The following is a 22,924-nucleotide window of genomic DNA, read 5'->3' as shown; positions in this document are numbered from 1 at the left end:
TGAACATTGCGTTCAGCCGCTTTTTCGTTATTCCGTTTTCAAAAACTCCGCAATCCGGTCCACCAGCCCGTCGGCGAGCGGCAGTTCCGGGTCGCTATATGCCGCCATATTCGCTTCCCGGTCATCCGGGACTTGCTTTAAGACGTGGTTCATGCCGTCGACAATGAGCAGCTCAGAACCGGGTTTCGCTTCGTGCAATAGTTCCGCATCTCGCACCGGCACCTGCAAATCGCGTGTGCCGCCGACAAACAGCGCCTCGGCTTCCAGATTTTTCGCTTGTTCGAGCGGGTCATATGCCATCCACGACTGCAGATACGGCTGGATGGATGGCCGGAGGATTTGCTGGAGTTCCGGGCTCACGTCATCCACCGTTTCGCCTTGTGCGAGTTGGGCGAGAATCGCTTCCGCCTCCTCCCGCTGTGCGGCCGGCAAAGTGCTGAGCTGTTCTTTCAGCAGTTCATCGGCCGGGCGCCCGACGCCGGTCAAGGATACATAAGAGTCGACGCCTTCCTGATTGGCTGCGGCGAGCCCGACGAGCGCCCCTTCGCTGTGACCGATGACGGCGACGTCCGTGAAGCGTTCGTCTGCTTTTGCGAAGCGCACCCAGGCGGCCGCATCCTGGACATAGTCATCAAAGCGCAGTTCCGATTCCTGGACGGCAAGTGAACGGTTGTCGCCGATTGCGCGTTTGTCGTAGCGGATCACGGCGATGCCTTCCGCTTTCAATTGTTCCGCGAGCATTCTCAGGCTATTGTTTTTGCCCGTGAGCGTCAGCGAGTTGCCGTCTTTATCGGTCGGGCCGGAACCGGCAATCAAAATCGCGACAGGATGGGGGCCGTCCGTTTCAGGGATTTCCTCAAGCGCCTGCATCATGCCGCCTGCGACTTCCGTTTCGATGATCTTTTCGGGATCGGCGGCTTGTTCTTTCTCGCCGCGTTCAAGTTCAAACGGGAACTTCTGGTTTCGCTGTGTCATCGTACCCGTGATCTTCTCCGCTTCCAGTGTACCTTCGAAAACCAGGCGTTCGCCTTGCAGCGTGGCGTCGAACGCCACTTCCGGTTCATCGAATTTAACCGTCGATAATGGATAGTTCTCGACACCCTGAAGCGGGATGCTTAGTGCTCCTTCGCCTCCAGTGAACTCGATCGAAAAAGGGATCGGCTGTCCCGGCACTTCAATCGCCCCTTGCCAGAACCCGTCGATTTCCCCTGCCGTTTCATTCGTATCTGCGTCTTCGTCGTTCCCGCCGGAACATCCGGCAGCGAGCAGGATCCCTGCAAGCGCCAGTAGAGCGGCTGTCCATTTTTTCATCCATAGGCCTCCTAAGCTTATGCTATAACTTTGAGTTTGTTTTACAATGAATAGAATATTAGCGATTAAAGAGTGGAGGGGGGAGGCTCCAGCCGTGTCCGCGGAAAGCGTCCGCCCAGAACGAGTTTAAGTTTTTCACTAATATACACTTCACTAGAAGAACCCTATTTTCCTCCCTTTTTCAGCCGAATGGATGATTTCCACAGTGGCCCGCCTGCCGTTATACTGAAAAGGATTGGGGAAAAATGCATGGCGAAAGGACGGAGAACATGGAACAATACCGCATCAATCCGAACAACGGCCTCGAGTTCGGCATCTATACACTCGGCGATCATTTGCCGGACCCGCATACAGGAAAACGACAATCGGAAGGGGAGCGGGTGCGCGAGATCATCCGCTTCGCGCAGCTTGCCGAACAGGCAGGCGTCGACTTTTTCAGCGTCGGCGAAAGCCATCAGGAATATTTCGCGACGCAAGCGCATTCGGTCGTCCTGTCGGCGATCGCGCAGGCAACGGACAAGATTAAAGTCTCGAGTTCTTCGACGATCATTTCCACTTCCGACCCGGTGCGCGTCTTCGAGGATTTCGCGACGATCGATTTGATCTCGGAAGGCCGCGCGGAAATCATCGCCGGGCGGGCATCGCGTGTCGGGCTGTTCGATTTGCTCGGCTACGATATCCGCTACTACGAGGAATTGTACGAAGAGAAATTCAAGTTATTGCTGGAAATCAACGAACGGGAAACCGTCAATTGGAACGGCCGTTTCCGCGCATCGCTGAAAGACGCGCAGATTTTGCCGCGTCCGGAACACGGGCGGCTGCCGATTTGGCGCGCAGTCGGGGGCATCCCTCAAGCGCCGTCAAAGCGGGAAAGGCGGGCGTGCCGATGATGCTCGCGACACTTGGCGGCCCTGCGGAAACGTTCAAGATGACCATCGATGCTTACCGCAATGCCGCGATAGAAGCGGGGCACGATACTTCCCAATTGCCGGTCGCGACAGCCGGCTTCTTCAACGCCGCGGAAACGACCCAGCAGGCGCTTGCGGAATATTATCCACATGTGGATAAAGGGATGGTCAAGACCAACGGCCGCGGTTATCCACAGGAAGCGTTTCAACACGGCGCGACAAAAGAGAGCGTCATGAATATCGGCAGCCCGCAGCAGATCATCGAAAAGATTCTTTACCAGCACGAACTCTACGGCCATCAGCGCTACATCGCTCAAATGGATTTCGGCGGCGTGCCGATGGAGCGCCTCGAGCGCAATCTGGACTTATTGGCGTCGGAAATCCTGCCGGCCGTTCGCAAATATACGCGTAAAGATTAACACCATATGAAAAAGGCGCGCAGCTGATCAGCTGCGCGCCTTTTTGTTATTCCGATGGCTTCGCCGCGGCGCTTGCCGCGATGTACTTCGACTCGCTTAGAAACGCCTCGAGGTTTCCTGGCGGCAATGGGCGGCTGAACAAATACCCTTGCCCGACGATGCCGAAGGGCTGCAAGAGTTCTCCCTGTTCTTCGAGTTCGATGCCTTCGATGACGATGCGGGCCTCGAGGTTTTTCCCGACTTCGATGATGGCCGCAAGGATGAACAGGTTGCGCCGGTTGATGAGCACTTCGTCGATTAGGGACTTGTCGATCTTCAAGGTGTCGATTTCAACATTTTTCACGACATTCAGCGAAGAATAGCCGGCGCCGAAATCATCGATGGCGATACGCAGCCCCAGCGCTTTCAGTTCGCAGATGATGCGCGCGGACTGTTCGATGTCGAGCATGACACTTTCTGTGATCTCGATTTCAAAGCGCCTCGGGTCCACGTTTTCCTCTTCGAAGATGGCGCGTACTTTTTCGCTGAAGTCCGGATCCTTGAATTGGCGCGCCGAGACATTGACAGAAATATTTTCCGCGACACGCCCAAGGGCGCAAAACTCTTTGGCGTCACGGCATGCCTGGCGCAATGCCCATTCGCCGATCGGCACGATCAAGCCGGTTTCCTCTGCCATCGGGATGAATTCCGATGGCGGCACATTGCCGAACGGGGATTGCCAGCGCAAAAGCGCTTCATAGCCGATCACTTCACCATTCGCCAAGTTCACCTGCGGCTGGTAATGAAGCGCGAATTGCTGTTCATCGAGCGCTTTTTTCAATGCCTGTTCCATCTGGCTTTTGCGCGTCATCTGGCTGTCAAGTTCACGGGTGAACACTTGCACATTGTTCTTGCCGTTTTCCTTCGCGGAATACATGGCAAAATCGGCTTCTTTGATGAGTTCCTCGCCATCGCTTTCACATCCGGTCTGCACAGCGATGCCGATGCTCAAGGTCACGGAAAATTCCTGGCCGAGCAATTGCACCGGTTCGCGCATCACGTGGAGAATCGTCTGGGCGAGGGCGTGGGCTTGCGATTCGCTGGTGTTTTCCAACACGATGATGAATTCATCGCCGCCGAAGCGTGAAATCGCATCATCCGGGCCAAGGCAGGAATGGATGCGGTTGGCGACGATTTTCAGGAATTGGTCGCCGCCGAAATGCCCGAGCAGGTCGTTGACGCTTTTGAAATCATCGAAATCGACCAGCAGGACAGCGATTTTCCGCTGGTGTTCTTCGGCCCTGGCGAGGACGTTGCGGATATTCTGGTAAAACCAGTGGCGGTTCGGCAGGCCTGTCAGCTGGTCGGTGAAGGCGAGGCGGTTGATTTCCTGCGCATTCGATTTTTTCTCGGTGATATCCCGGACAATAGCGAAGACGCCGTCGATTTCGCCGTTCCTGCGTTTTGGGACGGCATTGATATCGACTTCGATGATGGCACCGTCTTTTCGCTTGATGCGTTGCTCAAAATTGACGGCTTCCCCCGACAAGGCGGAAGCGAAAAAGCTTTGCACGCGTTCGAGGTTTTCGGCGATGAGCGGCTTGAAATCGATGCCGATCAATTCATCGCGCGCATAATTGCTCAATTCTTCGGTCATCGCGTTGGCATTGACGAAGCGCCCGGCTATATCCATTTCAAAGACGGCGTCGAGGTTATAGTCGAACAGCGAGCGGTATTTTTCCTCGCTTTCGGCGAGCAAGGCGAGCGCCCGCTTTTCAGCGGAAATATCTTTTGCGATGCCGTAGACGCCGGTCACGATACCCTCGGTCAGAATCGGCATATTCGTGATGCGCAACGAGACGCGCCGGCCGGATTTGTGGATGCCCACCGTCTCGTAATGCTGGGTCACGCCTTCCAATGCGAGGCGGAACTTCACTTCGGTAGAGTCCAGATGGCAGCTCTCGACGACCGTATGGAAAGTGGTTTCGGTCAATTCCTCCCGTGTATAGCCGAGTAGTCGGACGAGCGCATCGTTGACATCGAGCAGATGGCCTTTCGCATCCATCGAGAAGATGCCGTCCGGATTGTTGTGGAACAGTGATTCATAGCGCTGCCGGTTCAATTCGAGTTCGCGCGCGATTTTCTTTTGCTCGGTGATGTCGCGGATCAACAGCTGGACCGCGGCATTGCCCTCGAATTCAATGCTCATTCCCGTCAATTCGACTTCATGGACCGATCCTTTCGGCGTGATCCAGAGCTGTTCGGCGGGCGGTGTGCTGAGGCCGCGGCTCATCGACTCGATGCGAGCTTTGGCTTTTTCATGATAATCCGGATGGACGTAATCCAGCACATTGGTGCCAATCAATTGATCGGCATCCGACTCGCCGAACATTTGCAGGCACGCTTTGTTTACATACAAGAGCTTGCCGCCGTTATGGATGGCAATCGCTTCGGGCGACACTTCCGCCAGCCTGCGGAAACGCCGTTCGCTTTCGCGGATCTTCCGCAGGTAACGCTGTTCATTGCTCAGCTGCCTGCTGTCGAGAAAAGCCAGGTAGCCGGCGATGGCGAGCAACAGCAGGATCAGTGCGGACACGACGAAAGCGAGCCCCATATTGGTGAAAGATGTGGGCCCTGCAGCGGCCGTGGGATAGCTGACAGCCTGCATCCCGCTATAATGGGCGGCAGAGATCATCACGCCGAGAATGACGGCGCTTGCGAGTTTTCGGGACGTCGAATCGGGGCGCTTGCGGTTGCGCGAGAAAATACGCAAGGCGGCAAGTGAAAAGCCGAATGCGATGGCAATGGAAAGTAAAAACGGCGCCATATTGAATTGGGCAGTGCCGGGCACCTGTGCGGCTGCATTGCCGATGTAATGCATGAACAGCACCCCAAAACCGATGGAAAATCCGCTCAAGTACAGATGGGCAGCAGGCGGGCTGGGAGAGCGCAGTACATAGAAAGCCGGAAATGAGGCGCCGATTGCCCCGGCCAGTGAAATGGCCAGTAAAACGGGATCGTATTGGACAGGCGCTGCGGAATGGTAGGTCAAGATGCCGATGAAATGCATGGAAAAGATGCCCGTACCGAACACGAGTGAGCTGCCGCCCACCCACCAAAGCGGGTGGTTCCGGCTCCGCTCGGCGATACGGCCGATCAAGAGGAGGGCAATATAGGAAGCGGCAATCGCCGTCAAGACGGAAAATGCGATGAAGACGAGGCGGGCAAATTCGAGGGGCATGGGGAACAATCCTTTCGCGATGATAGTATGGGGATTATTATATCCCAGTTCGGCAGTTCAAAAGTACAGAAAAAATACCCATATAGATTATATTCAAAAGGAAATTTTGGCAACTAAACAAGAAAAAATATGTCCACAATTAGTAGCTGTGGCGCGAGGTCTTCATATAATCGATGGCATGATGAAGTTCCTTGACGACTTCCATTTTGGTCCCGGTGCCTTCGATGCGCCGGCACCAAAGAAAAGCTGAAACCGGTGTGGCGGGCGGGTGCTTGATGATAAGGATGTCATACGGCGGGCCTTCCGTTCCTTGTGCCGGGACGAAATAGGCCGAATACAGCGTCGTTTCGACGACCGGGCGCCGAATCGGATACTCTTCGCCGAGCGTCTCGGGATTTACTTCTTTAATGCGCGACAGATCGGGCTGGTTGAATGGAAACATGTAAATGCACCTGGCTTTCCGTTTGTTTTCGATTAGGTCTTTGTCCATACCCGAAACAGAAAATACATAAGCACAGCGCCATGTGTTTCGGGGAGTTTATTCGAAAAGTGCAATCTTTGGATCCTTTCCGGCATGATGGACCAGCATGGCATGTAATTGCCCGCGGTGATGGGTGAGATGGACGAGGGTTTCGAGCAGCCATTCGAAGCGGCTGTAACTGACGCCCCAATAAGCGATGTGGATTTTCCGGAGTTCGCTTTCAGTTAATGGAAGATAATTGTTTTTCAGCTCCTCAAAGCTGTGCGCCAATTCAATAAGGGCTTGTTTTTTTGAAATGGGTGTCCTCGAACTGTAAAATGCCTTCATTTCGGCTTCGGACGCCCCATTTGCAATGCGTGTGTCTGCTTCGCAGATCAGTGCAATGTGGCCGGCGAGTTCCCCTATCGAAAATCTCCCGGCAGTCGGCCGCATCTCCCAATCGCTTTCTTCTATGGAAGAGATCAATTCGCTGGTGGATGTGACGATCAGTTCCAATTGATGAAATACCTGTTCGCAAAAAGCCTGCATATGCGTCGCTCCTGTCCGTTCATTTTCATTTAGCATAGCATCGATTTGTTGCATGGAATCAGTGGATTCTGCAAATTTAAAAAGTTTTTTGAAAAAAAGTGATCTAAACCGATCTCCCTCCCGTTGAGCTAGTAGAACACTAAAAACAACTGAGGAGTGATGGATGATGAAGATGAATAAACTATTGGTGGCACTTCCACTAAGCCTATCCTTATTAGTACCGACAGCAGCACTTGCAGACAGCCACGGCGGAGGGCACAGCGAAGCGCAGATGGAAGCGCCGACAGCAACGAAAGCGGCGGAACTTCGCATCGCACTGGATACGGTATTGACTGAACATGCTTTCCTGGCAGTCGAAGCGATGCGTAAAGGCGTGGACGGCGCGGAAGATTTCGAACAGGCATCCGGCGCGTTATTGGCAAACGCGGAAGACTTGAAAGCGGCAGTCGCTTCCGTTTACGGCGATGAAGGCGCAGAGCAGTTCGACGCCATCTGGCAGTCACACATCGGCTATTTCGTTGATTACGTGACAGCAACGGCAGAAGGCAATGAAGAAGGCCGTGAAAAAGCATTGGCCGACTTGGACGCTTACAAAACCGAGCAAGCGAAATTCTTCGATACGGCAACAGAAGGGCGTTTGACGGAATCCGCTGTCACAGAAGGCTTGGATGCGCACGTTGATCAATTGATCACAGCGTTCGACGCATACGCTGAAGGCGATTTCGAAACGGCTTACGCTTCAGAGCGCGAATCCATCCACCATATGAGCATGTTCGCGGAAACATTGTCGATCGCCATCACGGACCAGTTCCCTGAGAAGTTCGATAACACCAATCCGGATACGCCAGCTGTTGACCTTCGTGCAGGATTGAACATGACGTTCACGGAACATGCGGGACTCGCGGCAATGGCGATGCAAGACGGCGTTGACGGGGCGGAAAGCTTCGATCAGGCAGCGGCGGCGCTCCTCGCGAACGCAGATGACCTGTCTGCAGCGGTCGGTTCTGTTTACGGCGAAGAAGCCGGGCAGCAGTTCTCTGAAATCTGGGGCTCCCACATCGGCTACTTCGTTGATTATGTAACGGCCACTGCAGAAGAAAATACAGAAGGCCAAGAACAAGCGAAAGCGGACCTTGACGAGTACATCGTCGAGCAAGCAGCACTTCTTGACGCTGCAACAGAAGGCCGCGTACCGGCGGATGCACTGGAAGAAGGCTTGACGGCGCACGTCGATCAATTGCTGACAGCATTCGACAGCTATGTCGCTGGAGATTACGAAACGGCTTACGCTTCAATCCGCGAAGCTTACGCGCACATGACGATGCCGGCTGCTGGATTGTCCGCAGCGATCACGGACCAGTTCCCTGAAGAATTCGGTGAAGCGGCAATGCCATCCGAAATGCCTTCAACAGGAATGGGCGGCATGAGTGCCAACTCAACAGCCCCTTACCTATACGTATTGGCTGGACTATTGCTTGCGGCATTGATCACGACAGTCGCTGTTCGCACAAGAAAACAATAATGACGAAATGATTTTGAAAGCCGGAGAGGATTGAAGCTCTCCGGCTTTTTTTATGGTGAAAATAAGGTGGAGAATTTTCTGGGTTCTTTTTCAATCAATTTGCTGGCTAGTGGGGAGGTCGCTTTACGAGCAGTAAGGGAATGAAGTTAGCGGGAGTTTACGTGTGAAACTGTTTCGACATTCGATTTGGGTTTCATGTTGGCAGTCGCCGCCTTGCTTTGGGTTGGCCTGTTGCCATAAGCCAAGAAGAGCACTTGTCTTACAGCATCGGCTCACCCTTGGCGCTCGGCGGCTGGGAGCTTTGATTGTGTGCAGATTGTTTAATCGGATTTGCTTCTTTAGTCAGTTGCCGTCTAGTGGGGGAATCGCTTCCCAAGTCTAGTGTGTAATGAGATAGCGAGGGTTTGCTTGTGGAATTGTTCCGGTATTCTATTAAAGTGTCATCTGAATAGTCGCCGCCTTGCTTTGGGTTGGCCTCTTGCCGTAAGCCAAGAAGAGCGCTTGTCTTACGGCATCGGCTCACCCTTGGCGCTCGGCGGCTGGGAGATTTCGTTGAGTCGGATGCGTTTAATCAGATCTGCTTCAATACGCAGTTGCCGGCAAGTGGGGGAATCGCTTCCTGAGACAAGCTTGAAGCAGGTAGTGAGAGTTTGCCTGACAAACTGCTTTGGCATTCGATTCTGGCTTCACGTTCATAGTCGCCGCCTTGCTTTGGGTTGGCCTTTAGCCGCAAGCCAGGAAAAGCACCTGTCTTACGGCGTCGGCTCACCCTAGGCGCTAGGTGGCTTGGAGATTTCGTTGTGTGCAGTTTGTTCAAATGGATCTGCTTCTATATGCAGTTGCCGGCTAGTGGGGGAATCGCTTCTTAAGATGTGGCATCTGACGAATTGGTGCTTGAACCGAATATCTTGTTTGAAGATTAGGCCAAAAAATCTCATTCTCTTTGCTACAAAAGATATGAGGTGCAAAATATGAAGTATTTCCACATTTTTAATTGAGTGTACATAAAAAATTCTTTTACTTCTAAAACTAGAGACGGAGTGGAAGGGGCCGACTCCGGGAGGATTAGCGAGACAATTGAGACCCTGCAGGAGCGCAGCGACGAAGCGGCTCAATGCGAGCCCTCCGGAAAGCGTGCCCCTGCAACGCAGTCGAAAAGCGAGAGCTTTTCCTATAATTCTTTTATTCACTTTCACACTTCCTGTCTTACATAAAAAAATCCCCTGCCCGGCATGACCGGACAAGGGGATTCGTTATTCTTCAGGTATATAGGCTTTCTTGGATTCTTTCAAATCGACGTTGACGGCTACGACGTAATAGCGCTTCGATTCGTCGGCTTTAAGCGGGATGCTTTTGCGTTCGAATAAGGAAACGGTGGCGATTTGTTCGGATTCGCCGCTCTCGAGGTCTTCTTCGTAGACGCGGTAGCCGATGACTGCATCGTCGCGTACGGCGTGCCAGGATAAGGCGGTGGCCGTAAGTTTCAGATTGTCGGGTGCATCGGGTGCCTGTTCTTTCATTGCGGAATCGGAGATGAGTTCAGCTGAGACGACGAGGCGTTCTTCGTGTGAGCCGATATCGCGGTTAAAGTCGCCAGTACAGGTGATCAAGTTGACCATGCGCTGGTCCGAGCGGCCGAAGATTTCTTCGACGGGCGCTTCGTCCGTGATGTAACTCGAGGTGCCGCGGACTTCGAACACCATCTCGCGCCCATCTGCATCCGCCAGCGTGAATTGATCGCCTTTTTCCAGCTGGTCCAGTTCATAAAAGACGGCGGGGCCGGTGAGGCTGTCGACGTGCCCTGCCAGCACAGCGTTTCCTTCTGCGCCGGCTTGAAAGCCCGGTTCGAACCAACCGACTTGGTCGACGTCTTCCGGCACGCCCATCTCGCCGTTGTCCAAGACGCCGGTTTCTTCAATCGCCGCATCGACGCCGATGGAAGGAATTGAAATGCGTACAGGCTTCATGCCCTGGAGATTGTCCAGCCGCTCTTGGCGCAGTTCAGAAAGCTTTTCCTGCTGTGCTGGGCGCACCGGGAATTCGGCGATCTTGTCTTTGTACTGCGTATCCAAGCGCTCGCTCGGCGTTTTCTGTTCAGCCGGTTTGGCTGTGGCCTGCGCCGTCTCTTGTTGTTTGGGTTCGGGTTTTGCGGGATTGTTTCCATTCAGCGGATCTAAAATGAAAAATAAGGTGATACAAAGGGCTGTGGCCAATCCCATGATTAAATATTGTCTCATCTGCACATCCACCTTTCGTGGTCCTGTAATTGATGGCTTTATTCATAAGTAATAGCATGCAAGCGGATCACAGTGCTTGAATTGATGCTGAATTCCTGAAGCATAGATTCGATTATTATAGTCCATATATTGTAATAACGAAAAAAATAGTAATTTAGATCACTGGAAAGGAAGTTTTTTTGGTGGAAATGAAAAATTAGCAATTGCCCTTTTTTAGACACATTTAGCGGCGAAAAGGGAAGATATAGTAAAGAAAAAGTGAACTATATCCGTTTATGCTGCGTTGAATAAGTAACAAGCAAACAGAGTCAATTAAGCGAAATGCCGCGGAATATAGTAAGCTAGGTATACGAAATCTGTAACAAAGGGGACACGGCATGGAAAAAAATTCAGACGCATTGCTGTACGAGCGCGTCAGGGGTAAAGATAAGGCCGCGCTCGAGGAATTGTACGACCGCTACGAAAAAATGCTGTTTTCCTATTTATGCAAAATGACGGGAGACCGTGGTTTGGCAGAGGAAGCATTGCAGGAAGTATTCGTTAAAGTGTGGCGCGGAGTTGGCAGTTATGACGAGAGTAAAGGAAAGTTCGTTGCCTGGCTGGTGACGATGTCGCGCAATGCGGCAGTGGATTTGATCCGCAAACAGAAAAAACCTTCCGTTCCGCTGGATGACATCGCGGAAGTGGAAAGTACCGATTCTTCGGTTGAAGAAACGGCCGAATGGCAAGAGAAGAGCGAACAGATCCATCAAGCCGTCCGGCATTTATCGGAGGAACAGCAAAAAATGGTGCAGCTATTTTATTTCAAGGGTTATACGCATGAAACGATTGCCGAACAATGCGGCATTCCGCTCGGTACCGTCAAGAGCAGGATCCGCTTGGCATTAAAGAAATTGAAGACATCCTTGCAACTGGTGCAGGAAGGGGGAATTCCGGATGACAAACGCGAATTGTGACCACTTGATCGATTACCTGAACGGCACATTGAATGAAGAAGAACGAAAGCAATTTGAAGCACATTTAGCGGAATGTCCGGAATGTCGTGAAATCGTTGACGCGACAGGCGAACTCCCTTATCTTGCAGAACCGGTTGAACCGGATGCCGGCATGAAAGCCCGTATTTTGGATGCGGTCTTCGACGAGGAGGAGCAACCGGCACCTTTGGCAGAAGAGCGGCCAACACGCGATAGACCGGCGCCTCCTGCCACCATGGCAAAGCGCGGATTCAGAACATCGAAGTGGACACCGCTCGTCGCGGCGGCGCTGCTTGTGTCGCTGCTCGGGAACGCGTATGCGTTCTATGAATTGAATGACCGCCCGGACGCGCCGGCAGCGCCTGAAGTCGCTTTTGAAACAGTGGATTTGCAGGCAAGCGAAGCATTTGAAGGAACCGGTACAGCTGCCCTGGTCCATGAAGAAGGGGCATTGAATCTCTTGGTTCAGGCAAATCAGCTCGAACCGACGAGCGGAGACCAAGTCTATCAAGTATGGCTATTGAAAGACGGCCAGCCGATTCCGGCCGGCGCATTCACGCCAAGCCAGGAAAATGAAGGTGCGGTCTTCTTCAGTCTCGATGAAGATACAGAAGGATGGGATACCATCGCGGTGACATTGGAACCGAACCGCGGAAATACGGCGCCGCAGGGAGAAATCGTCCTGAGCGCAGCGATCGATCCCGAAGCATAAATGCGTTTCCGCATGATGTTTAGAAAGAGCGGCCCTTTTACCGGTGCCGCTCTTTTTCTATACAAAAACGAGGAACACTCCCCTTGCGTAGGCGTTTGGGCGGGGAAGGGGAAACCCAAGTAAACCTTTAGAACTGTTCTTTTCAACTGGCGGCATGAAGCGTTTCTTGGATGTTTAAAAAGGGTAAATTAATACAAAATTCTGCGCTTTTTTAAGAAGGAGGCGAGCGCTGTGGGGGCAAGGCATTCGAATCAAGGCAAAGTCGTGGTCATTACAGGAGCGTCAAGCGGAATCGGCCGCGGGCTGGCGGAACGTTTGGCGGGTGAACAAGCGAAATTGGTCATTGCTGCCCGCAGGACACGGCTCATCGAAGAGCTCGCGGACTCGCTCGGGCCATTGGTCATCCCGGTGACAGCTGATGTCAGCCAGGTGAAGGATGTGGAAAGTTTGCACAGGGCGGCGGTGAATAATTTCGGGCGCATCGACGTGTGGATCAACAACGCAGGAATCGGCGTCTACGGCCCCTTTATCGATACACCGCTGCGTGATTTGAACCGGACGGTGGAAGTGAATCTGCTCGGCACCATGTATGGCAGCCATTTTGCGTTGCGCCGATTCAAACAGCAGCAGTCCGGCATCTTGATCAATGTCTCGTCATTTGCGAGCAAGATCCCGATGCCTTACGGGGCTGCCTATACCGGCAGTAAATTCGGCGTCAGCGGATTATCGAACGGTTTGTACGAGGAACTCCGGCTGGAAGACTACCCCGATATCCATGTCTGTTCAATCGACCCATGGGTCACCGACACGCCGTGGACAGAACATGCAGCCAATTACTCCGGGCATGAAATACTGGTCGGGCCGCCGGACGATCCGGCCAAGGTGATCGATGCCATTCTCGAGTTGATCGAGGAGCCGAAAAAGAATGTGGAAGTCGGCGGCAAGGGAAAAGCCGCAGCCTTTCTCGGGCAGTTCCTGCCATCATTCGCGAAAGGCCTCAGTGGCGAAGAACTTAAGGAAATGATTGAATCGGCGCCGGCAGCGGAACTGACTTCCGGCAGCCTGCACGAGCCGGTGGAAGAGGGCCATGCGGTGACAGGGGATTTGCGGGAACGCTTTGAACAACAAGAAGAACAGTGACGAAAGGAGGGGGGCGGCATGGTACAGGAAAAATCACGGCGCGGCAAGACAATCGTCATCACCGGCGCCTCCAGCGGGCTCGGCAAAGAAGTGGCGCGCCAATTGGCGAAGGATGGCGCGAATCTGGTCCTGGCGGCACGGCGCACCGGCTTGATCGAAGCGCTTGCGAGCGAACTCGGCCCGAACGCCATTGCGGTTACGATGGATGTCAGCCGTGAAGCGGATGTCGCGTGGCTATTCGAAGAAGCGCTGACCAGTTTCGGCAGGATCGATGTGTGGATCAATAACGCAGGCGTCGGCGTGATCGGCCCATTTACTGAAATCCCGCTGGAAGATCTCGCGCGCATGGTGGAAGTGAACGTCAAAGGGACGGTCAACGGCAGCCATTTTGCGCTTCGCCATTTCAAGGAGGCCGGAAGCGGCATTTTGATCAATATCGGATCGGTGGCGAGCGATGTCGCATTTCCTTATTTCACCGGCTACAGCGCCAGCAAGCACGCCGTCCTCGGTTTCAGTTCGGCGCTCAATGAAGAAGTGAAACTCGAGGGTTACGGCGACATCCATGTCTGCTCGGTGCTTCCGTGGGCGACCGATACCCCATGGTTCGAACACGCCGGCAACTACTCGGGCCATGTGGTCGACATGAAGCCCATGGATGACCCGATGCAAGCAGTCAAGGCGATCATCGATTTGATTGATGAGCCGAAGGAAGTCGTGGAAGTCGGCCGGAAGATGAAAACCGTGCGTTTATTGACGCGGATGGCCCCGAAGATGCTGGAAAAGCGCTCGGCAAACTTCATCAAGATGAATTTGGAGAAAACACCGCCGGAAGCACCGCATAGCGGAACGCTCCATGAACCGGAAAACGCAGCGAAAGAACCTGACGATAGCAACCCGAAAGCTTAAGCGATAGCTGCTTAAGCTTTTTTTTGCTGTAGAAAGGGTACAAACTTTCCTTTCCATTCATTTACAAATATAGAACGGTATGATTAGATGGAAATAAAAGGGGGAGAGAGTCATGGGTAATGAACAAGCAAAACACAAGAGGTATCTTCATGAATAAGCCGGCTGCATACGCTGAATTGAATCCGTTTACAGCCATTTGGACGCGTCCCCGCGAGACGGTACGTTATGTCATCGAAGAAAAAACCACCCGTTTTATCGTTTTGCTCCTGGCACTGGTCGGATTTGCAGGCGCGCTTTCCGGTGCTTCGGGCGGGGAGCAGATGTTTCCGGCTGTCGGGGTGATCGTGGGATCCTTGCTACTCGGGCCGCTTTCTGCAGTCGCGGGAATCGCCATCATTTCGGGCATTTATAAGTTATTGGGCAAATTATTCGGCGGTGTCGGGACGTATGCGGAAATGTTCCGCGCAGTGGTCACGGCGAGCATTCCGCAGGTTTGGTTATTGCCGATGTGGCTGGTCTGGCTCATCACTTCACCATCGACCTTCTACACGGAAATCGATCCTGTTTCGGCACAACCCGATACAGGGCTCGGCTTGGTCGTCGGCCTGCTGCTTCTGACCATCGTGATCGTTGTCGGTATCTGGACTTTCGTCATCCAGTGCAAAGCGGTAGGGGAAGCGCAGCGATTTTCAGCCTGGAAGGGGTTTTTCGTGATCATGATTCCGTCCGTGTTGGTGGCAATAGCTGTCATTACCTTGCTATCGCTAGTGTTGTTTGCGGCATTTTAATCGAATAGGCAAAAGGCGATCCCCAAAAAACGGGATCGCCTTTTTCGTATTTATGGCTTTTCGTAGCGCTGGACATTGTTCTCGTCGATATCGACGGTCTCCCGCTGCACCGTCTCGCTGATATGCTTCGTTTCCTGGACTTTGCGTTTATGGACGATGATCTCTTCGCTGACGTATTTCACTTTGCGGACTTCCAGGCGTTCTTCGATCACGGGAATGTGCCAGAGCCCGTCTTTTTCGTAAGGCTCGGCGGAATGGCCGCTGGATTCATAATCCGCCAGCTCCTGGTTGACGGGACGGCGTTCGACTTCGGCTTCTTCCCGTTCATATGGAACTTCGAGCTCCTGCTGTTCTTCGACTGTTTTCTTACGGATGTCGATACTCCCAGTCTCGACCCAGTCCTTGTCGACCGCGAGGCGCTCTTCGTGCAGTTCCATCTTCCGTTCATCTTCCAAATCGGGTGTGTCGCTTAAGTGTCGGCCATCAGGCGAATGCTTGTTTCCGGATAAGCTGGCTGCTGCGGCATCGAAATTCTGGTAATTCATCCCGTATTCGCTATCGACATAAAGCACGAGCTTGCCGCTTTGGACTTGCTTGTAATACTCATCGGCTTCCGAATCGGAGAGGCCCATCTGCTTCAGCGCGTCCTTGGTCGGGTCTTCCCCTGAAATGAACGATTTGAACTTATCCATGAAATCGCCTTTATCCGTATTCAAGTGAACGTCCGTCTGCCCCTGCACCATTTGCAGTTGCTGGCCGTTCAGAGCGACGACGTACATATCTTCTTCTTTATATCCCTGTGCTTTCAATTCACCGATCTCGTGGATCACTTCCGCCTGCACATCGAATGTGCCGATCAATTTATGGCCATGTTTTTGCATAATAACTTCCTCCTGTAACCTCAATGTTTTGCCGTGTCTGCGTTATGGCTTATGTACCCGGGAGATGAGGAGTCATAAACCTTGTACGGAGCTTGATGCCAGGGTGTGGCAACGGGGAGAGGAGAACTTACGAATGAAAAAGAATATATGGAGGTAATGGATTACTGCAAAAAGGAACATTCAGAGAAAGGTGTTTATGCCTACTAAAATATATTTTCGTAACCCTATTGTAATGTTCGTAAAATATCATATAATTGGAAAAGAAATGAATACATTACAGAATGGGGAAACGATTAAAGATGATTCACGGCAAAGTTTTGACGACTGCGGCATTGGCTGCAGCATTGGCTCTTGGAGCAGTTTTACCGACGGGGGCAGCTTCTGCAGCCACACTTACAGAAGATAACTCCTACCGCATTTTTGGCAGCGACCGCTACCAGACAAGCCTGGAAGTTTCGTGGGAAGGCTGGGAAGATGGAGAGGCGGAAACGGTAGTCGTTGCAACAGGCGCTGACTTCCCGGATGCACTGGCAGCTACTCCGCTGGCATCTTCTTATTATGCACCGCTGCTTTTGACGAAAAAAGATTCTTTGCCTGCAGGATTCGCGGATGAACTCAAGCGTCTGGGCGCGAAAAATGTTATTTTGATTGGCGGTACGGGAGCGATCTCCGAAAAAGTCCAAAACGAAATCGCGAAGCTTGGCATTACAGTAGACCGCATCAGCGGGAAGAGCCGCTATGAGACTGCTGTGAAAATAGCTGAAGAACTAGGAATGGACGGGTCATTATTCGTTACGACTGGCGCAAACTTTGCCGATTCTTTGTCGATTTCCCCTGCAGCAGGATACATTGAAGAACCGATCCTTCTGGTGCCTGCATCTGGAGCTGTCCCTGCGGTAGTTGCAGACTATATCGAAGCCAACCAGCCGACATGGCCATTTATCATCGGCGGCGAAAAAGCTGTTGCCCCTTCAGTGGAAGCGTTGTTCACGGAAGAGCCGATGCGCCTTGCAGGTGTCAGCCGCTACGACACGAACCAGGCAATCAATGATTTCATGTTCGAAGCTGGCGTTTTCGAAGAGGTGTATGATGTTTTCGTCTCGACAGGAACCAACTTCCCGGATGCTTTATCCGGCAGTGCACTCGCTTCACTGTTTCCGGCTCCGCTTGTCTTGACTGCGGCAAACCCGACTGCGGCTTCTAAAGAACAAATCGTCGATTACTCAACAGAAGATACGTACTACACGATCCTTGGTGGAGAAAAAGCCGTTTCATCTGATACATTGAAAAAGCTATTCGCAAAATAAGACAAAAAATTCCTGCCATTTGGCAGGTTTTTTTGTCCCAAAAAATCAATTCGCTATTTCTTGTATCAAGAAATGGGTATAATGAATCTGTTATGGCAAATCAAGCAAGCAGCAATTGATGGAGGTTCCAATGGAAAAAGAAATGGCTTTATTCGGTAAACGAGTGGAAGAAGATAAATACATGATTGCGCAATTGATCCAGGAAGAACGGCAGTCGGCCTTGCCGGAGGAGATGGTGGAAGAAAAAAGGGAGTTCTCGGAACTGGTATTGGAAGAGCGCGCCCGTTTCATCGAATTGCTTGGGAAGGCGATGCAGGACAGCTGCAATGAAGCGAAGAACATGGCTGTCATTACGCAATGGGGCAATGCCACGGGGAATTTCTTTCTGGAGCAAGGCATGACATTGGATACGGCATTGGAAGAAACCGGTTTATACCGGAAGCATCTGGCCACGCTGATCAAAAGCGAAGGCCGCCGTTTGGATATTTCCCCGGAAATAACCTATGATGCGGCGGAATTATTGCATGCGCTTCTGGACCATGCCACCTACGCCTACATGCATGCCTATACGGTTTCGTACCAGAACAAGCTGGCTGCAGCGCGCCAGGAATTTCTGGAATTATCGGCGCCTGTCGTCCCGATCAGTGATTCAGTCGCCATTTTGCCGCTGATCGGGAGCGTTGAAATTGACCGTGCACACTATATTCTCGAGCGCACGCTGCTGTCTGCGAGCGAATTGAAGATCACTACCTTGCTTCTCGATTTATCAGGGGTCATTCGCGTCGACACGATGGTAGCTGAACAGATCCTGAAAATCATCCAGTCGCTCGAGCTGATCGGCGTCGAATGCGTGTTGACAGGTATCCGCCCGGAGACGGCACAGTCATTGACTTCCCTTGGCATCGATGTCCGGACCTTACGCATTGGCGGGAGCTTGAAGCGCGCGCTGGAAGAAGTATACAATTAAAAAAAGCTTCGCAGTCCCTGTTTTAAAGGGCTGCGAAGCTTTTTTAATTGGTGACGGCGGCCTGTTTAGGGGATGGCAGGAATTGCTGCAAGGTGGCAGTTTCTTCCTCAGTCAACGCGAGCATCGGCAAACGCACGCCGCCGACCGGTACGCCCGATAGGTTGAGCGCCGCTTTGACAGGGCTCGGGCTCGGTGCCGCGAACAATGCTTTCATCGTCGGCAGCAATTTGCGGTGAAGCGCCGCAGCGCCAACTGTATCGCCTGTGCGGAACAATTTGATCATTTCCTGCATTTCATTGCCGATGATGTGCGCTGCAACCGAAACGATTCCAGTCCCGCCGACAGAAAGCATCGGCAAGGTCAGGCTGTCGTCGCCGCTGTAGACGGCGAAGTCACTGCTTGTGCGCTCGATGATTTCGGAAGCGGCATCCAGATCGCCGCTTGCTTCTTTTACGCAGGTGATATTATCGATCAGCGACAGGCGGACGATGGTATCGACCGACAGATTGACGACGCTGCGGCCCGGGATGTTATAGAGCATGACCGGAAGCGTCGTCGCGTTTGCGATCGCTTCAAAATGGCGGTACATGCCTTCTTGAGACGGTTTGTTATAGTAAGGAGTGACAAGCATGATGCCGTCGACGCCCGCTTGTTCCGCTTGCTGAGTCAAGGCGACGGATGCCCGCGTGTTGTTCGAGCCGGTGCCCGCGATGATTTTCGCGCGCCCGTCCGCCACAGTGACGACGTGGACGAACAGCGCCACTTTTTCGTCTGTCGACAAAGTCGGCGATTCGCCGGTCGTCCCGGCGACGACGATGCCGTCCGAACCGTTATTGATAAGATGTTCCACGAGATTTGTTGTTGCCTGAAAATCGATTTCACCGTTTGCGTCGAATGGCGTCGCCATCGCAGTGATCACTTGACCGAATTTCATAGAGAACACACCCTTTTCTAAGTTTTTTTCAAAAATTAGAGGTGGGGGCCGGTCCGGAGTAAACAAAAAAGCAGCAACGGGGGCCCGTTGCTGCCGTTAGAAACAATGTTTACCAATCGTTCCTGTTCGTCAGATAGCCCTCCATATAGTTTCCTATATGACAGTCCGGCACTTCTTCAGTGCAGAACCAGCGCACAGGAATATGAGCATCCTGCCGCTTCGGCAAATCCCCCTTTCGGCAATCGTCCTAAGAGCCCATACTCCTCGGATTGCGTACTGATGGTTTTTGCGCCTCTATCCTCGCTCCGCTAAGGAAGCAAGAAATTATTGAATTAGCTGTAATATAACAGAAAGAAATGGGAAAGGCAAGAGAAAAAGCATTTTTAATTTTGTAAAATGTGGGAATGGAGAGCGACGGCTTGAACTGCTCCCAATAGACCAAAGGAGGCAAGCACATGGACGATCATCGAATGGACCGAAAATTGAATATCCACACCGGCGGCGAGCAGATGGGCTTCCACGCATCGCTGCATGAGCACCGGTTTGAAGTGACGCCTTATGCGTGGCTGGATCGATTGTTCAAGGCACATCCGTTGAAAGGAACGGGCAGGCTGGTCGATTTCGGGAGCGGCAAAGGGCGCTTGAACTTTTTCGCGCATCACCTGTTCGGGACGCCGTCGGCAGGAGTGGAAGTCGACCCGTCGCTGCATAAAGCCTCGCTCCGGAATTTGCAGCGCTATAGAGGGAAAGCTGATATCGAGTTCATCAATGCTTACGCGCAGGATTATGAAATCGATCCACAAGATCGCTGGTTTTATTTTTTCAACCCGTTTTCCGATCCGGTGTTCATGAGTGTAGTGGACAGGATCCAAAAGTCGGCGGCGGACCATCCGCGGGAAGTTGAAGTGATCTTATTTTATCCTGCAGTCGAATATACCGATTTCCTGGAACGGCGCACCGCATTCGAATTGGCTGAAGATATTGAACTGCCGGTCGAAGAGAAAGATCCACGTGAACGGTTTTTGGTCTACCGTTTGCCCATATGGGATTAAAGTTTCCGCTATAGCGGGTATAGCTAAATAAAAATGGATGCGGAAAGAGGGATTCTTTTATGAAATGGAAAGGGCGAGCGGGTAGCAGGAATGTAGAAGACAGGAGAGGGCGCGGTGTCGGCGGGCCGGTGCTGGCCGGGGGCGGGATCGGCGGCTTACTGATCGTCTTGTTGATCACGTTTCTCGGGGGCGACCCGGGAGCGATACTCGGCGATGGCGGAGGCGGATCCAGTTCGGAGCCGTATGTGGCGAGCGAGCGGGAAGAAGAACTGGCCGATTTCGTCTCGGTCGTCCTCGCGGATACGGAAGAAGTATGGGCCGAAGTGTTCGCCGAAGAAGGCATGGAATATGTCGAGCCGACCTTGGTGCTGTTTTCCGGAAGTGTCCAGTCGGCTTGCGGCATGGCGGGAGCGGCGACGGGACCGTTTTATTGCCCGGCGGATTCCAAATTATACATCGATTTAAGCTTTTATGACGAGCTCGAGCGCCAGTTCAACGCACCCGGTGATTTCGCGATGGCGTATGTCGTGGCGCATGAAGTCGGCCACCACGTGCAGAATTTGCTCGGCGTGCTCGGGGACGTCCAACAGGCGCGCAACCAGCTGAGCGAGACGGAATACAATCAATTGCAGGTGCGCCTGGAATTGCAGGCGGATTATTTATCCGGTGTCTGGGCGCATCACGCTCAAGGCATGGGCTATCTTGAAGAAGGCGATTTGGAGGAAGCGTTGACCGCGGCCAGTGCAGTCGGCGACGATACGATCCAGAAAAGGACGCGCGGCTATGCCGTGCCGGAGAGTTTCACCCACGGCACATCCGAGCAGCGCAAGGAATGGTTCTATAAAGGCTTCCGCGCCGGTGATTTGAATGACGGCAATACGTTCAATGCGCCGGACTTGTAAGCTTTCGAAAAGATTGATATTTTGCGCTCGGTGATTCATTATAAAGAATAGACAGTCTTTTTCATCGAGAATCAAGAATGAAGAAGAAATCCTATTCTATGAAGGAAGTACACTCATGACAGAAGAGATAATGACGGAAGACAATATCACCCGTCTCGAAGTGGGCGGCAAACAATTTATCTTGATCGGCACAGCACATGTGTCCAAACGGAGCGCAGAGCAAGTGAAGGAAGTCGTCGAGCGCGAACGGCCGGATTCGGTGTGCATCGAACTCGACGCCCAGCGCTATGATTCGGTCATGCAGGACAAGAAATGGAAAGAAACCGATATCTTCAAGATCATCAAGGACAAGAAAGCGAGCCTGTTGTTGATGAACTTGGCCATTTCCTCGTTCCAGAACCGCCTGGCCGATCAGTTCGGCATTAAGCCCGGTTCGGAAATGATCCAGGGCATCCATTCCGCGCAAGAGACCGGAGCGGAACTGGTCCTGGCCGACCGCAATATCCAAGTGACGTTTTCGCGTATCTGGGGCAATATCGGGCTGATGGGCAAGGTCCAGCTCATTTCCTCCGTGTTCTTCAGCATTTTCAGCAAGGAATCGATTTCCGAAGAGGAACTTGAGAAGATGAAGCAGCAGGATACATTGAACGCGGTGATGGATGATTTCACTAAAGCGTTCCCCCGCATCAAGAAGCCGCTCATCGATGAACGCGACCAATATTTGGCGCAGAAGATCAAAGAAGCACCCGGCGACAAGGTCGTCGCGGTGCTTGGTGCCGCGCACATTCCAGGCATTACCCGCGAAATCCACGAAGAGCAGGATTTAAAGGCGCTCAATGAAGTGCCGAAGAAGTCGAAATGGCCGAAGATCATCGGCTGGGCCATCCCGGCGATTATTTTGTCCATTATCGCGTACACCTTCTATGCAAACCCGGCGGCTGGTTTGGACCAAACCGTCAGCTGGATCCTGTGGAACGGCACGCTTGCCGCAATCGGGGCCGCGGTCGCGTTCGGCCATCCGCTGGCGATCCTCACCGCCTTTGTCGCTGCGCCGATTTCCTCGCTCAATCCGCTCGTTGCGGCCGGCTGGTTTTCGGGGCTGACACAAGCGTTTATCCGCCGGCCGAATGTCGGGGATTTCGATACCTTGTCGAAAGACGTGTTCACGGTCAAAGGCTTTTGGGACAATAAAGTGACGCGCGTCCTACTCGTCATCGTATTGACCAACCTCGGCAGTTCGCTCGGCACATTCATCGGCGGGGCAGACGTGTTGCGCCTGTTTTTCGAAAACTTATAAAACGCTTTATGAAGCTTCCCTCGAAAATTTCGGTGGAAGCTTTTTCATTTCTAGATACCTATATAAAAATGCATAAAAAGTATTCTTGATGAATGATTTTTATTAAAAAAAGGGGTATAACTAAAGTATAAAACCGAACGGAGGCGCATGGAGATGGATTTCCTGTTGATGGGGATCTTATTGTGGTCGCTGGTGATTGCCGCATTGCTGCTCGGCTTGTACGGGGTTTGGAAACGATCGTGGAAAGCGCTGTTTTGGGGAGGGCTTGCATCACTTTTGCCGATGGGCCTGATTTTCATGGGAGATGACAGCTGGGTGTTCAAATTGAGCATCTTGCCACCGCTCTTGCTGTTCATCGGCGCTTACTTCTTCAAGCAGCGGCGCCCTGAAAAAGTTTAACCGGAAACCGGCCAATCTTTTTGGCCGGTTTTCGAGCGT

19 protein-coding genes, 1 pseudogene and 1 riboswitch are annotated in these 22,924 nt (G+C 52.6%); of the genes and pseudogenes, 13 read left to right on the top strand and 7 right to left on the bottom strand.

From position 1 onward, the window contains the following. Window positions 1-27: 27 nt before the first annotated feature. Complete coding sequence (locus BBI15_RS14450; protein ID WP_068870608.1) at window positions 28-1,311, bottom strand: alpha/beta hydrolase; 1,284 nt, start codon at window positions 1,309-1,311, stop codon at window positions 28-30. A 269-nt stretch (window positions 1,312-1,580) separates the two neighbouring features. On the opposite strand from BBI15_RS14450, the pseudogene BBI15_RS14445 reads away from it, so the two are divergent. Next, window positions 1,581-2,638 (top strand): annotated as a pseudogene (locus BBI15_RS14445) (LLM class flavin-dependent oxidoreductase). Window positions 2,639-2,684: 46 nt separating this feature from the next. On the opposite strand, the gene BBI15_RS14440 reads toward BBI15_RS14445, so the two are convergent. The 3 genes from BBI15_RS14440 to BBI15_RS14430 form a co-directional block, all read right to left on the bottom strand. Further along, window positions 2,685-5,858 (bottom strand): bifunctional diguanylate cyclase/phosphodiesterase, encoded by a 3,174-nt coding sequence (locus tag BBI15_RS14440; RefSeq protein WP_068870606.1) that lies wholly within the window; start codon window positions 5,856-5,858, stop codon window positions 2,685-2,687. A 139-nt stretch (window positions 5,859-5,997) separates the two neighbouring features. Beyond that, window positions 5,998-6,300: a hypothetical protein gene (locus tag BBI15_RS14435; RefSeq protein ID WP_068870604.1), complete on the bottom strand. Its 303-nt coding sequence runs from the start codon at window positions 6,298-6,300 to the stop codon at window positions 5,998-6,000. A gap of 96 nt (window positions 6,301-6,396) precedes the next feature. Then, window positions 6,397-6,867: a DinB family protein gene (locus tag BBI15_RS14430; RefSeq protein WP_068870602.1), complete on the bottom strand. Its 471-nt coding sequence runs from the start codon at window positions 6,865-6,867 to the stop codon at window positions 6,397-6,399. Window positions 6,868-7,033: 166 nt separating this feature from the next. On the opposite strand from BBI15_RS14430, the gene BBI15_RS14425 reads away from it, so the two are divergent. Then, window positions 7,034-8,389: a copper amine oxidase gene (locus BBI15_RS14425; RefSeq protein ID WP_068870600.1), complete on the top strand. Its 1,356-nt coding sequence runs from the start codon at window positions 7,034-7,036 to the stop codon at window positions 8,387-8,389. 1,253 nt (window positions 8,390-9,642) lie between these two features. On the opposite strand, the gene BBI15_RS14415 is transcribed toward BBI15_RS14425, so the two are convergent. Further along, window positions 9,643-10,626 (bottom strand): class F sortase, encoded by a 984-nt coding sequence (locus tag BBI15_RS14415; RefSeq protein WP_068870596.1) that lies wholly within the window; start codon window positions 10,624-10,626, stop codon window positions 9,643-9,645. Window positions 10,627-11,003: 377 nt separating this feature from the next. Between BBI15_RS14415 and BBI15_RS14410 the strand changes: the two genes are divergently transcribed. The 5 genes from BBI15_RS14410 (at window position 11,004) to BBI15_RS14390 (ending at window position 15,146) form a co-directional block, all read left to right on the top strand. Then, entirely contained in the window at window positions 11,004-11,582 is a 579-nt protein-coding gene (locus BBI15_RS14410; protein WP_068870594.1) for an RNA polymerase sigma factor, read from the top strand. Next, window positions 11,563-12,312: an anti-sigma factor gene (locus BBI15_RS14405; protein WP_068870592.1), complete on the top strand. Its 750-nt coding sequence runs from the start codon at window positions 11,563-11,565 to the stop codon at window positions 12,310-12,312. Before BBI15_RS14410 ends, BBI15_RS14405 begins: the two co-directional genes overlap by 20 nt. 231 nt (window positions 12,313-12,543) lie before the next feature. Then, window positions 12,544-13,452: an SDR family NAD(P)-dependent oxidoreductase gene (locus BBI15_RS14400; protein WP_068870590.1), complete on the top strand. Its 909-nt coding sequence runs from the start codon at window positions 12,544-12,546 to the stop codon at window positions 13,450-13,452. Between the two features lie 18 nt (window positions 13,453-13,470). Continuing rightward, the gene (locus BBI15_RS14395; RefSeq protein WP_068870589.1) at window positions 13,471-14,358 is read left to right on the top strand and encodes an SDR family NAD(P)-dependent oxidoreductase; all 888 of its coding nucleotides are present in this window, start codon (window positions 13,471-13,473) and stop codon (window positions 14,356-14,358) included. Window positions 14,359-14,507: 149 nt separating this feature from the next. Continuing rightward, window positions 14,508-15,146 (top strand): Yip1 family protein, encoded by a 639-nt coding sequence (locus BBI15_RS14390; RefSeq protein ID WP_068870587.1) that lies wholly within the window; start codon window positions 14,508-14,510, stop codon window positions 15,144-15,146. Window positions 15,147-15,196: 50 nt separating this feature from the next. Here BBI15_RS14390 and BBI15_RS14385 read toward each other — a convergent pair whose 3' ends face one another. Further along, on the bottom strand, window positions 15,197-16,027 hold the full coding sequence (locus tag BBI15_RS14385) for a DUF2382 domain-containing protein (RefSeq protein WP_068870585.1): 831 nt from the start codon (window positions 16,025-16,027) through the stop codon (window positions 15,197-15,199). Between the two features lie 281 nt (window positions 16,028-16,308). Between BBI15_RS14385 and BBI15_RS14380 the strand changes: the two genes are divergently transcribed. After that, the gene (locus tag BBI15_RS14380; RefSeq protein ID WP_084632926.1) at window positions 16,309-17,334 is read left to right on the top strand and encodes a cell wall-binding repeat-containing protein; all 1,026 of its coding nucleotides are present in this window, start codon (window positions 16,309-16,311) and stop codon (window positions 17,332-17,334) included. Between the two features lie 130 nt (window positions 17,335-17,464). After that, entirely contained in the window at window positions 17,465-18,301 is an 837-nt protein-coding gene (locus BBI15_RS14375; protein ID WP_068870581.1) for an STAS domain-containing protein, read from the top strand. A 43-nt stretch (window positions 18,302-18,344) separates the two neighbouring features. Here BBI15_RS14375 and dapA read toward each other — a convergent pair whose 3' ends face one another. Next, window positions 18,345-19,235 carry a 4-hydroxy-tetrahydrodipicolinate synthase gene (gene dapA / locus BBI15_RS14370; RefSeq protein ID WP_068870579.1) on the bottom strand — a complete coding sequence of 297 codons (891 nt, stop codon included), beginning with the start codon at window positions 19,233-19,235 and terminating at the stop codon, window positions 18,345-18,347. Between the two features lie 126 nt (window positions 19,236-19,361). Next, window positions 19,362-19,540, bottom strand: a riboswitch (Lysine riboswitch). 150 nt (window positions 19,541-19,690) lie between these two features. Here dapA and BBI15_RS14365 point away from each other — a divergent pair. The 4 genes from BBI15_RS14365 to BBI15_RS14350 all read left to right on the top strand — a co-directional run bounded on the left by BBI15_RS14365 (window position 19,691) and on the right by BBI15_RS14350 (window position 22,885). Beyond that, window positions 19,691-20,287 (top strand): class I SAM-dependent methyltransferase, encoded by a 597-nt coding sequence (locus tag BBI15_RS14365; protein ID WP_068870577.1) that lies wholly within the window; start codon window positions 19,691-19,693, stop codon window positions 20,285-20,287. Window positions 20,288-20,346: 59 nt separating this feature from the next. Next, window positions 20,347-21,189, top strand: coding sequence for a KPN_02809 family neutral zinc metallopeptidase (gene ypfJ, locus BBI15_RS14360; protein ID WP_068870575.1), 843 nt, complete (start codon window positions 20,347-20,349; stop codon window positions 21,187-21,189). Window positions 21,190-21,319: 130 nt separating this feature from the next. Continuing rightward, window positions 21,320-22,486, top strand: coding sequence for a TraB/GumN family protein (locus tag BBI15_RS14355; RefSeq protein WP_068872615.1), 1,167 nt, complete (start codon window positions 21,320-21,322; stop codon window positions 22,484-22,486). Between the two features lie 153 nt (window positions 22,487-22,639). Beyond that, complete coding sequence (locus tag BBI15_RS14350) at window positions 22,640-22,885, top strand: hypothetical protein (protein WP_068870574.1); 246 nt, start codon at window positions 22,640-22,642, stop codon at window positions 22,883-22,885. Window positions 22,886-22,924 lie beyond the last annotated feature (39 nt).

Origin of the sequence: Planococcus plakortidis, from assembly GCF_001687605.2 — a bacterium.
Lineage (GTDB): Bacteria > Bacillota > Bacilli > Bacillales_A > Planococcaceae > Planococcus > Planococcus plakortidis.
Note: the sequence above shows the minus strand (reverse complement) of the source record. Positions and strands in the feature narration are given on the sequence as shown.